Origin of the sequence: Actinomycetospora aurantiaca (assembly GCF_037401875.1) — a bacterium.
GTDB lineage: Bacteria > Actinomycetota > Actinomycetes > Mycobacteriales > Pseudonocardiaceae > Actinomycetospora > Actinomycetospora aurantiaca.
This window is the reverse complement of record NZ_JBBEGN010000008.1, coordinates 100,167-112,989: the sequence shown is the minus strand read 5'-3', so window position 1 is coordinate 112,989 and position 12,823 is coordinate 100,167. Positions and strand designations below refer to the sequence as shown.

The 12,823-nt window shown below is 76.8% G+C and carries 12 protein-coding genes; 10 read left to right on the top strand and 2 right to left on the bottom strand.

Annotation, left to right across the window (positions count from 1 at the left end):
* Nucleotides 1-89: 89 nt before the first annotated feature.
* The gene (locus WCD74_RS17380; protein WP_337696130.1) at nucleotides 90-467 is read right to left on the bottom strand and encodes an aminoacyl-tRNA hydrolase; all 378 of its coding nucleotides are present in this window, start codon (nucleotides 465-467) and stop codon (nucleotides 90-92) included.
* Between the two features lie 123 nt (nucleotides 468-590).
* On the opposite strand from WCD74_RS17380, the gene WCD74_RS17375 reads away from it, so the two are divergent.
* From WCD74_RS17375 to WCD74_RS17335, 9 genes are all read left to right on the top strand, one after another.
* Nucleotides 591-1,331: an oxidoreductase gene (locus tag WCD74_RS17375; RefSeq protein ID WP_337696129.1), complete on the top strand. Its 741-nt coding sequence runs from the start codon at nucleotides 591-593 to the stop codon at nucleotides 1,329-1,331.
* Nucleotides 1,332-1,443: 112 nt separating this feature from the next.
* Nucleotides 1,444-2,556 carry a septum site-determining protein Ssd gene (gene ssd, locus WCD74_RS17370; protein WP_337696128.1) on the top strand — a complete coding sequence of 371 codons (1,113 nt, stop codon included), beginning with the start codon at nucleotides 1,444-1,446 and terminating at the stop codon, nucleotides 2,554-2,556.
* A 203-nt stretch (nucleotides 2,557-2,759) separates the two neighbouring features.
* Entirely contained in the window at nucleotides 2,760-4,046 is a 1,287-nt protein-coding gene (locus WCD74_RS17365) for a TadA family conjugal transfer-associated ATPase (protein ID WP_337696127.1), read from the top strand.
* Nucleotides 4,043-4,861 carry a type II secretion system F family protein gene (locus tag WCD74_RS17360; protein ID WP_337696126.1) on the top strand — a complete coding sequence of 273 codons (819 nt, stop codon included), beginning with the start codon at nucleotides 4,043-4,045 and terminating at the stop codon, nucleotides 4,859-4,861. The genes WCD74_RS17365 and WCD74_RS17360 overlap by 4 nt, the downstream gene beginning before the upstream one ends.
* Nucleotides 4,858-5,442: a type II secretion system F family protein gene (locus WCD74_RS17355; protein ID WP_337696125.1), complete on the top strand. Its 585-nt coding sequence runs from the start codon at nucleotides 4,858-4,860 to the stop codon at nucleotides 5,440-5,442. Before WCD74_RS17360 ends, WCD74_RS17355 begins: the two co-directional genes overlap by 4 nt.
* 42 nt (nucleotides 5,443-5,484) lie before the next feature.
* Complete coding sequence (locus WCD74_RS17350; protein WP_337696124.1) at nucleotides 5,485-5,697, top strand: DUF4244 domain-containing protein; 213 nt, start codon at nucleotides 5,485-5,487, stop codon at nucleotides 5,695-5,697.
* A gap of 17 nt (nucleotides 5,698-5,714) precedes the next feature.
* Entirely contained in the window at nucleotides 5,715-6,149 is a 435-nt protein-coding gene (locus tag WCD74_RS17345) for a TadE family type IV pilus minor pilin (protein WP_337696123.1), read from the top strand.
* Nucleotides 6,146-6,511: an Rv3654c family TadE-like protein gene (locus tag WCD74_RS17340; protein WP_337696122.1), complete on the top strand. Its 366-nt coding sequence runs from the start codon at nucleotides 6,146-6,148 to the stop codon at nucleotides 6,509-6,511. Before WCD74_RS17345 ends, WCD74_RS17340 begins: the two co-directional genes overlap by 4 nt.
* A gap of 275 nt (nucleotides 6,512-6,786) precedes the next feature.
* Nucleotides 6,787-7,434: a bifunctional DNA primase/polymerase gene (locus tag WCD74_RS17335; protein WP_337696121.1), complete on the top strand. Its 648-nt coding sequence runs from the start codon at nucleotides 6,787-6,789 to the stop codon at nucleotides 7,432-7,434.
* 348 nt (nucleotides 7,435-7,782) lie between these two features.
* Here the strand turns inward: WCD74_RS17335 and sftH are convergent, their stop codons facing one another.
* Complete coding sequence (sftH, locus tag WCD74_RS17330; RefSeq protein WP_373696094.1) at nucleotides 7,783-10,158, bottom strand: DEAD/DEAH box helicase; 2,376 nt, start codon at nucleotides 10,156-10,158, stop codon at nucleotides 7,783-7,785.
* A gap of 222 nt (nucleotides 10,159-10,380) precedes the next feature.
* Here sftH and WCD74_RS17325 point away from each other — a divergent pair, with 222 nt between their 5' ends.
* Nucleotides 10,381-12,684, top strand: coding sequence for a sodium-translocating pyrophosphatase (locus WCD74_RS17325; protein ID WP_337696120.1), 2,304 nt, complete (start codon nucleotides 10,381-10,383; stop codon nucleotides 12,682-12,684).
* The last annotated feature ends 139 nt before the right edge of the window (nucleotides 12,685-12,823 follow it).

Below are 12,823 nucleotides of genomic sequence, written 5' to 3'. Positions count from 1 at the left end.
GCACATCGTGCCACGACCACGACGGACGCGATCGGTGACACGGCAGCACGGCCCGTGTCTTCCCGATCATCACCGGGTCCAGTCCTGTCTTACTCGGACGGTGTCCGCCGCAACGCCTTCCGATCGCTGCGGCGGCGCTTGTCCTCCAGGCGGCGCAGCTTCGACCCCCGGCTGGGCTTCCGCGGGGTCCGGGACGGCGGGTCGGGCCGGCGGGCGCGGGCGATGCGCTCCGCGGCGCGCTCTAGGGCGGCCTCCCGGTTGCGGAGCTGCGACCGGTGTTCCGAGGCCGTGACGTGCAGCACGGGGCCCAGTCGCCCGACGAGCCGGTCGGCGTCCGGGAGGGCGGCGAGGTCGACGAGGAGCTCGACGCGGGAGTCGGTGGTGTTCACGCCCTGCCCGCCCGGCCCCGACGACCGGGAGAACCGCCAGGTCAGGGCGTGCGCGGGCAGCAGCTCGGTGCTGTCCATGTCTCCAGGATGCTCGCCGTGTCGAGGGGTTAACCCCGCACGTCCCCGGAGTGTCAGCACTGCGGCCATGCTGACACTGGACGTCACATTCGTGGGTGGTACGACCCTGGGACGATGGACCCCATGACCGCCTCGACCACCGACCCGCTCGCGCCGCTGCTCGAGCTGCCCGGCGTCGCCGAGGGCGCCGAGTCGATCCGCCGGCACGTCGAGGCCGTCCACGCGCACCGCACCAACCGCCGCGGGTGGCCGACCACGGCCGCCGAGGCGAGCGTCCGCGCCGCCCGTGCCTCGGCCGCCCTCGACGGCGGGTCCGCGGACCTGCCCGAGGACGGCCCCGTCACCGACCCGGTGCTCGCCGGCTCGCTGCGGGTGGCCGAGGCGCTCGGCGGGCTGCTCCCCACGTGGCGTCGCGCGCCGCTGCAGGCCCTCGCCCGGTTGCACGTGCTCGCCGCGACCGACCGTGTCCCGGAGTCCGACCTGGGGCGGCCCCGCCCCGGTGCCTGGGTCTCGGCGCGGCTCGACGCGCTCGCCGGGCTCGTCGTCGGCGGCACCTCCGTGCCGGGCCCGGTGCTCGTCGGCGTCGTGCACGGCGAGATGCTGGCGCTGGCGCCGTTCCTCGTCGCGAACGGCGTCGTGGCGCGCGCCGCGGCGCGGCTCACCGCCATCTCGACGGGGCTCGACCCCAAGGGCCTCGTCATCCCGGAGGTCGGCCACCTGCGGGCGTCGGGCGAGTACTCGGCGGCGGCGCAGGACTTCGCGAGCGGCACCCACGAGGGCCTCGCCCGGTGGTTCGCCCACGGGGTGACCGCCTGGCGCACCGGGGCCAAGGAGGCCACCGGCATCGCCGACGCGGCCGGCTGACGCTCGTCCGTCCGGCGGCACCGCCCGTCCCCACCGGCAGCCCGCGGCGGACCTGTCCCCAGGGGCGGCGCGAGCGCACCCGTCGTCGTCGTGATCACCGCACGCTGCGGGGGTGGACGGACGACGAGTGACGCTGCTGTGCGAGGACGAGGACCTGACCGACGAGGTGGTCCGCCTGGCCGCCGCGGCCGGGTGCGAGCTGGAACGGGTGCCCGACGCGACGGCGCTGCGCCGGCGGTGGCCGGGCGCGCCGATGGTGCTGCTGGACGAACGGGGCGCCGCGGCGGCCGCCGCCGCGGCCGTGCGGCTCGGACGGCGCGACGGCGTCGTGGTGCTGTGCCGGGGTGATCCGCCCGGCAGCGTCTGGGAACCGGCCGTCGCCGTCGGCGCGGAGCACGTGGTCTCGCTCCCCGAGGGGGAGCAGTGGCTGGTCACGGCGCTCTCCGAGATCGAGGGCGAGGTTCCCGACGGCGGGCCGGGTCGCGTGGTGTGCGTGCTCGGTGGCCGCGGCGGGGCGGGTGCGTCCGTGCTGGCGGCCGCGATCGCGGTCCGGGCCCGTGACGAGGGAGACCGGGTGCTGCTGGTCGACTGCGACCCGCTGGGCGGCGGGCTCGACCTCGTCGTGGGTGCGGAGCAGCTCGACGGGCTCCGCTGGCCGGGGCTGGCGCTCGGGGGCGGGCGGGTCGCAGCGGCGTCGCTGCACGACGCGCTGCCGAGCGCGGACGGCCCGCTGACCGTGCTGGCCTGCGACCGCCACGGCCCCGGACCCGCCCCGGAGGCGGCGGTGGCCGTCGTCACGGCGGGGCGTCGGGCCGGGGACACGGTGGTGTGCGACCTGCCCCGGCACCTGACGGAGGCGGCGACCGCGGTGCTGGAGGTGGCCGACCTGACCGTGCTGGTGGTGCCGGCCGAGGTGCGGGCCACCGCGGCCGCGTCGCGGGTCGCGCAGCAGGTCACCGACCTCGGGGTGACGGTGTCCGTGGTGGTCCGGGGTCCCGCGCCGGGCGGCCTGGACGGGACCGACGTCGGGGAGGCGCTGGGCCTGGAGGTGCTCGCGGCGGTGGACGCCGAGCCCGGCCTCGCCGCGGCGATGGACCGCGGCACCGTGCCCGGCGTGCGGCGCGGGCCGCTGGCGGACGCGGCGAGCGCGGTGCTGGACGCCGTGGACGCCGTCACCGGGCGCGCCGGACCCACGGGGCGGTCGGGACGGCCACTGGCGGCGTAGGCGTCCGGACCCCGCGACCCGGCTTCCCCTGGGGGAGCCGGGTCGTCGGCGTGCGCGCCGGCCGTGGCGTCCGGAGCAGCGAGTTGTCCCCAGTGGCAGTGCGGGCCGGGGTTGTCCACAGGTCCGGGTGGCGTGCTGGCCGACCTCGCGGCTGGTCGGGCAGCGTCGATCACGTGGACGGGCGGCGCGGGGAGGTGGGTGGGATGGCGGGTCACGACGGCGGGGTGCCGGACCTGGTGGGACGGGTCCGGGCGCGGATCGCCGCGGCGGGCGGCGAGGCCGGGGTGGGGGAGCTCGCGGCGGCGGTGCGCGCCGAGGCACGCGGGGTGGTGGGCGACGCGGACGTGCTGGCCGCGGTGCGCACGCTGCAGCGGGAGTTCGTGGGCGCGGGGCCGTTGGAGCCGTTGCTGCGCGACCCGGCGACCTCGGACGTGCTCGTGACCGCGCCCGACGCCGTGTGGGTCGACCGTGGGGCGGGGCTCGAGCGGGCGGACGTGGCGTTCGCCGACGAGGACGCCGTGCGGCGGCTGGCGCAGCGGCTGGCCGCCGCGGCCGGGCGGCGGCTGGACGACGCGAGCCCGTACGTCGACGCGCGGCTGCCGGGCAGCGGGGTGCGGCTGCACGCGGTGCTGCCGCCGGTGGCCGCGGACGGCACGTGCGTGTCGCTGCGGGTGCTGCGCCCGGCGAGCCACGACCTCGACGCGCTGCAGGCCGGCGGCACCGTCGACGAGACGGGCCGGGCACTGCTGGAGGCGGTGGTCGAGGCGCGGCTGGCGTTCCTGGTGGTCGGCGGCACCGGGTCGGGGAAGACGACCGTGCTGTCCGCCCTGCTGGCCCGGGTCCCGGCGGCCGAGCGCATCGTCGTGGTGGAGGACGCCGAGGAGCTGCGCCCGGCGCACCCGCACGTGGTGCGGCTCGTGTCCCGTCCGGCCAACGTCGAGGGCGCGGGCACGGTCCTGCTGCGCGACCTGGTGCGGCAGGCACTGCGGATGCGCCCGGACCGCCTGGTGGTGGGCGAGGTCCGGGGCGCCGAGGTCTGCGAGCTGCTGGCCGCCCTGAACACCGGGCACGACGGCGGGGCGGGCACGGTGCACGCGAACTCGCCCCGGGAGGTCCCGGCCCGGCTCGAGGCCCTCGCGGCGCTGGGTGGCATGGCACCTGCGGCGCTGCACAGCCAGACCGCGGCCGCCGTGCAGGTGGTGCTGCACGTGCGTCGGCTGCCCGACGGACGGCGGGTGCTCGAGGCGGTCGGGGTGCTGCGGCGCAGCGGCGCCGAGGTGGTGGTGGTCCCGGCGTGGTCCCGCGAGGAGGGCTGGGCCCCCGGGCGCGCCGACCTCGGCGCGATGCTGGCCGAGCGGGGCGTCGCGGCGCCGTGGCCGGGGACCGGGCGTGCGGTGTCCGCACGGTCCCCGGAGCCGACCGGGACGACGGAGCCCGCGGTGCCGCGCCTGCGTGGCGGCGTCGCCGACCTGCGGGCGGTGCCGGCATGAGTGCCGTGGCGGCCCTCCTGGCGGGCTCGGCGGCACTCGCCCTGTGGCCGGCCGCGCCCGCCCCGGCGCGGGTGCGTGGCCTGGGCGTGGTCGGCGGCCCGGGTGGTCGGGCCGGGCGCCCGTGGCGACGACCACCGGTCGTGCTGGCCGTCGTCGGCGCCCTGGCGGGGGCCGGGCTCGTGGCGGGCCCCGGGGGAGCGGTGGCCGCGGGTGTCGTCGGCGCGGTGCTGCTGCGGGCCCGGCGGGCACGGCGCCGCGACGCCGACCGGAGAGCCGCGGTCGCGGGGCTCGCCGACGGACTCGCCGGGTTCGCCGCCGAGCTGCGCGCCGGGCACCCGCCCGCGTCCGCCGCGGCGGCGGCGTCGCGCGACGCCCACCCGGTCTGCACGCGGGCGCTGACACTCGTGGAGGCGACCGCCCGGCTCGGCGGTGACGTGCCGACGGCGCTGCGCGCCCACGCGGAGGGCGACGCGCTGGCCGGGGGCCACGTCCGGCGGCTCGCGGACGCCTGGTCGCTGGCCGAGCGGCACGGCATCGGCCTCGCGGGGCTGGCGGAGGCCGTGGCGGAGGACCTGCGGGCCCGTGGACGCTTCGACGGCCGGCTGGCGGCCCACCTCGCCGGGCCGCGCACCACCGCGTCGGTGCTGGCGGGGCTCCCGGTCGTCGGGCTGCTCCTCGGTCAGCTCATGGGTGCGCGCCCGTGGGCCGTGCTCACCGGCTCCGGGCTCGGTCAGGGGCTCCTCGTGGCGGGCGCGGTGCTCGTCGCGGCCGGTCTGGAGTGGAGCGCCCACCTCACCGCCCGGGTCGTCCGGTGACCGCGGTGGCGGCGGCGGTCGCGCTCCTGGCCGTGGCCCTGCTGGTCCTGCCGGGTCCGGTCGAGGCCGTGCGGCGCCTCGGGAGACCGGACGCGGCGGCCGCACCGGCCCGTCCGGCCGGTTCCCCGCGGGAGCGGCGGGACCCGTGGCGGGAGGCGGGCGCGTGGGACGAGCTCGCGGCCTGTCTGCGGTCCGGGTTGTCGCTCGACGTCGCGGTCCGGGCCGTCGCCGAGTCGGCCCCGGCGGCCACGGCCCGCGCCCTGGTCCGCGTCGCCGACCTGATCGCGCTCGGCGCCGACCCCGCCGACGCCTGGGCGCCCGCCCTCGACGAGCCCTCGACCGCCCGGCTCGCCCGGGCCGCGCGCCGGTCGGCCCGCAGCGGTGCGGCGGTCGCGGAGGTGGCCGCCACCGTGGCGGCCGACGTGCGGGCCGAGGCCGCCGAGGCGGTCGCCGCCCGGGCCGAGCGGGCGGGCGTACTCGTCGCGGGTCCGCTCGGCCTGTGCTTCCTGCCGGCCTTCCTGGCGCTGGGGATCGCCCCGGTCGTCATCGGGCTGGCGAGCCCGCTCCTGGAGCGGACGTGACCACCGGTGCCCACCCGGGGCCCGGGACGGAAGGAGACCACGATGGAGAACCCGACGACCGCGATCGCCCTGCTGACCGCCCGCCTCACGGCCCTCGCCCGCTCGGACGACGGGATGTCGACGGTCGAGTACGCCGTCGGCCTCGTGGCGGCGGCCGCCTTCGCGGGGCTGCTGATCGTCATCGTCAACGGTCCCGGCGTGCTGGACGCGCTGACCGGCCTGATCGAACGCGCCCTCGCCCCGGCCGGGGGCTGATCGCGGACGACCGGGGGATGGCGACGGTCGAGGCGGCGATCGCGCTCGGGGCGCTCGTGCTGGTGTTCGCCGTCGTCCTCGGCGGGCTCGGAGCGGTGCTGGCCCGGATCCGCTGCGTGGACGCCGCGGGCGAGGCCGCGCGCCGCGCCGCGCGGGACGACCTCGTCGGCGCCCGGGGCCTCGCCGAGGGGCTCCCGGCCGGGACGGACGTGGAGGTGGTCGCGGAGGGCGACCTGGTGCGGGTCCGGGTGCGGGTGCCGCCGCTCGGCGGCGCCCTGCCCGGTTTCCGGGTCTCGGCGGAGGCCGTCGCGGCCCGGGAACCGGCGGTCGCCGGCCCGACCGCCGCTCCGGCCGACGGCGCGCCCGACGAGACGGACGCCGGAGGGGAGCCCGGCCCCGAGGTCCCCGCCGTACCGCGTCCGGCCGGGCCGCCCGAGGAGCTCCCGCCGTGACCGGCCCGCTCGCCGACGACCGGGGCGCCGCGACGGTGGTGGCGGCCGCGGCGATCGGCCTGCTCGCGATGCTGCTGGGGACCCTGCTCGTGCTCGGGTCAGCGGTGGCCGCCCGCCACCGGGCGGCGGTCGCGGCGGACCTGGCCGCCCTCGCCGGAGCGGCGGACGCGGTGCGGGGCCGGGACGTGGGCTGTGCGACCGCGCAGGACCTCGCGGCCCGCAACGGCGGCGAGCTCCGCGACTGCGCCTGGATCGGGTGGGACCTGACGGTCGAGGTGGCCGTGAGCTGCGGATGTCTGCCGGTCGCCGACACGGCCACCGTCCGCGCCCGGGCGGGTCCTGTGGTGAAGGTCATGGGTTGAATCGGCCGAGGCGCGGTCACCGATCGTCACCCGACCGTGTCCTCCCCCGACGAGCGGCTCGGAGCCCCCGCCGAGCGGCGACACGGATGGTGCACCCGGGACGAGTGGTGCGACGACCGCGCGCCGAACGCGCGTTCGCCCGCTCGACGGTGCCGGGGAGGGCGCTCGGCGTTCCACCGCGTCCGATGGGCGACGACGGGTGGAAATCGGGCGGGAACGTGCCGTTACTGGGGGAGGAACACCGCACGGGGTGGACCAGTACCGGGAGGACCCGCATGCAGTGGTGGGACAGCTACCGCGCCGTCTACGGCACCGAGCTCCGCGCCGAGGCGATGGTGCTCGCCGACCACGGCTGGGCGGTGGTCCCGGGCACCTTCCCCCAGGGCGAGGTCTGGACGGGGCGCGCGGACGCCCCGCAGGCGGGTCCCACGCCGGTGCTCGACGACTGGGCGGCGAAGGCGACGACGGACGTCGCGCAGATCGCCGACTGGTGGTCCGGCCTGCCGTACTCGATCCTGCTGCCGACCGGCATCACGTTCGACGTGATCGAGGTGCCGGCCAGCATCGGGCGCCGTGCGGCGGCGGCGCTGCGGGCGGTCGGGGAGCCGGTCGCGATCGCGGCCACGCCGACCGGTGAGTGGCTCTTCCCCGTGCTGCCCGGCGAGCCGCTGCGTCCCGACCTGGCGGGCCGCCCGGGGACGGCGCTCCACGGCCGGGGGTCGTACCTCGCCGCGCCGCCGTCCACGTTCCCGCAGGGCTCCATCCACTGGCGGGTCCGCCCGGCCGCGTGCGGCTGGCGCCTGCCCGACCCCTACAGCGTCCAGGACGCGATGGCCGAGGCCGTTCGCGAGCGCCCGCACCGCGGGCTCGGCGGCAGCTCGACCTACCGCCTGGCATCGGTCGCCACGGGCATCCGCTCGTAGCCACCAGCACCACCGAGCACCACCCAGCACCACCACCACAACTGCAGACTCGGGTCGGCCTGGACCGCCGACGACGTCCCGCGGAGCGCGCTGCCCCGCTGCTGCCCGCGAGGGGACGTCGGAGCGGTCCGGCCCACCCGCGGCGGTGGGCGCCGGTCGGACACGACGCGGCGCCCGCCTCCCGACGACCACGACCCCGGTCGTCAGGAGACCCGGAGCGCGCACCGTGCGCCCACCGCCGCCCGAGGCAGCGCCGCAGGGCGGGTCGAGAGACCCTCCCCGCCCTGCGGCGTGACAGACCTCCCCGCGGGCCGGGAGCCCCGAACCCCGGCCCGCGGTGGACCCCACTCACCCCAGCCGCGCCAGCACTGCCGTCAGGACCGCCACGGCGCCGGCCTTGTCCAGCGGGTCGTTCCCGTTGCCGCACTTGGGCGACTGCACGCAGGACGGGCACCCCGAGGGGCACTCGCAGCCGGCGATCGCGTCGCGGGTCGCGGCCAGCCACACCGACATCACCTCGTGCGCCCGATCGGCGAAGCCGGCGCCGCCAGGGTGCCCGTCGTGGACGAACACCGTGGGGCGCCCGGTGTCCGGGTGCAACGCCGTGGACACGCCGCCGATGTCCCACCGGTCGCACGTCGCGATCAGCGGCAGCAGCCCGATCGCGGCGTGCTCGGCGGCGTGCAGCGAGCCCGGCACGCGGGCGGGCTCGATCCCGATGCCGGCGAGCAGGTTCTCGGAGAGCGTGTACCAGACCGCCCGGGTGGCGAGGCTCCGCTCCGGCAGGTCGAGCGGCACCTGCTCGACGACCTGCCCGGACGGCATCTTCCGCAGGTAGCCGACGACCTGTTCGGTCACCTCGACGCTGCCCAGGCACACCTGCAGCTCCGGGCCGTCGGCGCACGGCGTCCCGTAGGACTCGCACCGCTCGGTCTCCACCACCGCGATGTCGGTGACCGACCGGGCCTGCGTCGTCCACTCCGGCTCCTCCGCGTGGACGTGGGCGACGTTCTCCTCCAGGTCGAGGGAGTCGACGACGTAGCTCACGCCCTGGTGCAGGTGCACCGCGCCCTCGTGCACCGTCGAGTGCGCCGCGCCGGGGTCCACCGTGCCGAGCAGGCGCCCGGTGTCGGCCTCCACGATCACCACCTGCTCGCCGCCCGACCCGCGGATGTCCACCCCGTGGTGCGGGGTCTCGGTGGGCAACGCCCAGAACCAGCCGCCGCGGCGGTGCCGCAGCAGGCCCTCGGCCACCAGGTCGTGCAGCACCGCGTCCGAGCCCGGGAACACCTCCGCCACGTCGGCGGCGGTCAGCGGCATCTCGCTCGCCGCGCACGCGAGGTGCGGGGCCAGCACGTACGGGTTCGTCGGGTCGAGCACGCAGCGCTCCAGCGGGGCGCCCAGCAGGGCGGCGGGGTGGTGCACGAGGAACGTGTCCAGCGGGTCGTCCCGGGCCACCAGCAGCACCAGGGCGTCGTCGCCGGACCGCCCGGCCCGGCCCGCCTGCTGCCAGAACGACGCCCGCGTCCCCGGGAACCCCGCCACCACCACGGCGTCCAGCCCGGCGATGTCGATGCCCAGCTCCAGCGCGTTCGTGGTGGCGACGCCGCGTAGCTCCCCGGTCAGCAGCGACTCCTCCAGCGCCCGGCGCTCCTCGGGCAGGAACCCGGCCCGGTAGGCCGCGACCCGCCGCGCCAGGTCCGGGTCGACCTCCGCGAGCACCCGCCGGGCCCCGAGCGCGGTCAGCTCCGCCCCCCGCCGCGAGCGCACGAACGCCAGCGACCGCGCGCCCTCCACGACGAGGTCCGCCAGGATCCGCGAGGTCTCCGCGCCCGCCGATCGGCGCACCGGGGCGCCGTTCTCCCCGGTGACCTCCTCCAGCAGCGGCGGCTCCCACAATCCGACCGCACGCGCCCCGCGCGGTGAGCAGTCCTCGGTGACCCCGACGACGTCGAGCCCGGTGAGCGCCCCTGCCGACGTGGCCGGGTCCGACATGGTCGCCGAGGCCAGCACGAACACCGGGTGCGCGCCGTACCGCGCGCAGATGCGCCGGAGCCGCCGCAGCAGCAGCGCCACGTGGGACCCGAACACCCCGCGGTAGGCGTGCGCCTCGTCGATCACCACGTACCGCAGCCGGCGCAGGAACGTCGTCCAGCGCCCGTGCCGGGGCAGCACCCCGCGGTGCAGCATGTCCGGGTTGGTGAAGATCCAGCGCGCGGAGCGGCGGATCGCGTCGCGCTCGGCGATCGGGGTGTCGCCGTCGTAGGACGACGCGCGCAGCCCCTCCGCCCCGCCCGGGTCGAGCGACCGGGCGGCGCGCAGCTGGTCCGCGCCGAGGGCCTTCGTCGGGGACAGGTAGAGCGCGGTCGCCCGCGCGTCGGCCGTGAGCGCCGCGACCACCGGGAGCTGGTAGGCCAGCGACTTCCCCGAGGCCGTGCCGGTGGAGACGACCACGTGCCGCCCCGCCCAGGCGTGCTCGGCGGCCTCGGCCTGGTGCCCCCACGGCGACGGGATGCCGCGCGCCACGAGCCGGGCACGGAGCTCGTCGGGGACCCATCCGGGCCACGGCGACCGGCGGCCCTCCCGCGCGGGGACCACCTCGGCGTGGGTCAGCGGGGCCTCGCCCTGCGGGGTCCCGGCGAGGACGCGCCGCAGCAGGGTGGTGCCGCGCCCGTCGTCGTCGGGAATGCCCGACGCCCGCTCGAGCGCCCCCACACCGGTCACGCCACCGAGTGGAGCACACGGGCCCGACAGCCCGTCGTCGGAGGGAAAGAAGTGCACGTCACAGCTTGATCGGGAACCGCGCCGCAGCCTGTGTCGGAGGGCACCCATACACTGCGACCCCTGCCACTTCGTGCGCATCGCGCGAAGGGGCGATCACTGTGCGCCGTGGACGCCGCCAGAAGGCCTCCCGTCGCGGTCGATCCGTTCCAACCGGGAGGCTGGATGCAAGCGTCCGTCCTCGCTCAAGGGGTCGAATTCTCCTCGAGCGAATACGTCGTGGTGAGCGTGGTCGCGGTGATCGCGCTCATCGCCCTCGCCATCGGCGTCGTGCTCCGTCAGCAGGTACTCGCCGCCGACGAGGGCACCCAGAACATGCGCGACATCGGTCGCGCCGTCCAGGAGGGCGCGCAGGCGTTCCTCCAGCGGCAGTTCCGCACGCTGGCGCCGTTCATCGTCATCGTGTTCCTCGTGCTGCTCGCGCTGCCGGCCACCGGCTGGGTCGAGCGGATCGCCCGCTCGGTCGCCTTCGTCGTCGGCGCGCTGTTCTCCATGGCCATCGGTGGCCTGGGCATGAACCTCGCGACGAAGGCCAACATCCGCGTGGCCGCGGCGTCCACCCGCCCCGGCGGCCGGGACGACGGGGCGCGCATCGCGTTCCGCACCGGCGGCGTCGTCGGCATGGCGACCGTGGGCCTCGGGCTGCTCGGCGCGGCGGTCGTCGTGCTGATCTTCGTCGAGGAGGCGCCCCGCATCCTGGAGGGCTTCGGCCTCGGCGCCGCCCTGCTCGCCATGTTCATGCGTGTCGGCGGCGGCATCTTCACCAAGGCCGCGGACGTCGGCGCCGACCTGGTCGGCAAGGTCGAGCAGGGCATCCCGGAGGACGACCCCCGCAACGCCGCGACGATCGCCGACAACGTGGGCGACAACGTCGGGGACTGCGCCGGCATGGCCGCCGACCTGTTCGAGTCCTACGCGGTGACCCTGGTCGCCGCGCTGATCCTCGGCTCGGTCGCGTTCGGCACCCTCGGCCTGACCTACCCGCTGATCGTCCCGGCCATCGGCGTGCTCACCGCGATCGTCGGCGTGTTCATCACGCGCACCCGCGAGGGCGAGAACGCCCTCAAGGCGATCAACCGCAGCTTCTACATCTCCGCGGGGATCTCGCTGGTCCTGACGATCGTCGCGGCGTTCGTCTACCTGCCCACGAGCTTCACCGAGCTGCCCGGCGTCAACGCCGCGTCGGTCGGCGACCTCGCGGGCGCCGGCAACCCGGCGCTCATCGCGGCCATCGCCGTCGCGATCGGCATCGTGCTGGCGATCATCATCCTCGCGCTGACCGGCTACTACACCGGCACCGAGGACGCCCCGGTCAAGGACGTCGGCCGCTCCTCGCTCACCGGCGCGGCGACCGTCATCCTCGCCGGCATCTCGGTCGGCTTCGAGTCGGCGGTCTACACGGCCATCGTCATCGGCGCGGCCGTCTACGGCGCCTTCCTGCTGTCCGGCTCGGTGATCGTGGCGCTGTTCGCGGTCGCGCTCGCCGGCACCGGCCTGCTGACCACGGTCGGCGTCATCGTCGCCATGGACACCTTCGGGCCGGTCTCGGACAACGCCCAGGGCATCGCCGAGATGTCCGGCGACGTCGAGGGCCCCGGCGCCGAGATCCTCACCGAGCTCGACGCGGTGGGGAACACGACCAAGGCCATCACCAAGGGCATCGCGATCGCGACCGCCGTCCTCGCCGCCACGGCGCTGTTCGGCTCGTACAACGACGCGATCCGCCAGGCCTACGAGTCGGTGGGCGAGCAGCTCACCGACCTGTACAACATCACCAACCCGAACCTGCTCGTCGGGGTCATCCTCGGTGCAGCCGTGGTGTTCCTCTTCTCCGGCCTCGCGGTCAACGCGGTGTCCCGCGCCGCGGGCGCCGTCGTGTTCGAGGTGCGCCGCCAGTTCGCCACGATCCCCGGGATCATGGAGGGCACCGGCCGCCCGGAGTACGGGCGCGTGGTCGACCTGTGCACCCGCGACGCGCTGCGCGAGCTCGCGACGCCGGGTCTGCTCGCCATCCTCGCCCCGATCGCCGTCGGCTTCGGCCTCGGCGTCGGCCCGCTCGCCGGCTACCTCGGCGGCGCGATCGCCGCGGGCACGCTCATGGCGGTCTTCCTCGCGAACTCGGGCGGTGCCTGGGACAACGCGAAGAAGCTGGTCGAGGACGGCAACCACGGCGGCAAGGGGTCCGAGGCCCACGAGGCCACGATCATCGGTGACACCGTCGGTGACCCGTTCAAGGACACCGCCGGCCCGTCGATCAACCCGCTGATCAAGGTCATGAACCTGGTGTCGGTGCTGATCGCGCCGGCCGTGGTCACGCTCTCGATCGGCCCGGGTGCCAACCCGACGGTGCGGATCATCATCGCGGTGGTGGCCGTCATCGGCATCGCGGTGGCGATCTACGTCTCGAAGCGCCGCTCGACGGCGATCGCGGACTCCAACACCGACGCGCCGGCTCCGGCCTCGGTGTAGCAGCTCCACCCCGCGAAGGGCGTCGTCCGCTCCGGACGGCGCCCTTCGTGCTGTCCGGAGGTCGCCGCCCCGAGTGCGACACCTGGCAGGTTCCGGGACGACGGAAGCTGCGCCGTGTCGCACTCGGTGCTGCTTCGAA